1 protein-coding gene and 1 pseudogene are annotated in these 393 nt (G+C 70.5%); one reads left to right on the top strand and one right to left on the bottom strand.

Features of this window, described 5'->3' with window-relative positions:
- Nucleotides 1–106 (bottom strand): annotated as a pseudogene (locus tag LPA54_RS41440) (AraC family transcriptional regulator); the annotation flags it as partial.
- 93 nt (nt 107–199) lie between these two features.
- Here LPA54_RS41440 and LPA54_RS41435 point away from each other — a divergent pair.
- On the top strand, nt 200–393 hold a 194-nt coding region (locus tag LPA54_RS41435; RefSeq protein ID WP_228985532.1), incomplete at its 3' end, for a hypothetical protein.

Genomic DNA, 393 nt, shown 5'->3' with positions numbered 1-393 from the left:
CCGGCAGCCCGTCGTCGCTGCGGTCGATGCCGAAGACCTCGCAGACCACGCCGAGTTCGAAGGGATTCACGCCGTCGAGGAGGACGGCCGCCACATTCCGGAGCATGGCTCCAGTGTGCCGCACCGTTGGCAGTAAATCGAGGGTGTACGACAGTCCTGCCACTCCCGGTCAGGAGTGTCCGGCGCGACAGTGGTGTACATGAACACGACGCAGACAGAAGCACTGATCTCGATGGTGGCCGTCCTCGGCCTGTTCGTCCTCATGGTCGCGCCCGCCGTGATCGGCATCCTGCGCGACCACCGCCTCGACCGGCAGATCCGGCGGGCCGCGGCGGCCCCCGTCACCGGGCCGCCCGACCAGCCGGCCGCGTCCGGCCCGGCGCGCGGGACCGC

Origin of the sequence: Streptomyces sp. DH12 (assembly GCF_020873895.1) — a bacterium.
Taxonomy (GTDB): domain Bacteria; phylum Actinomycetota; class Actinomycetes; order Streptomycetales; family Streptomycetaceae; genus Streptomyces.
The sequence above is the reverse complement of the archived record's forward strand: the minus strand, read 5'-3'. Positions and strand labels throughout refer to the sequence as shown.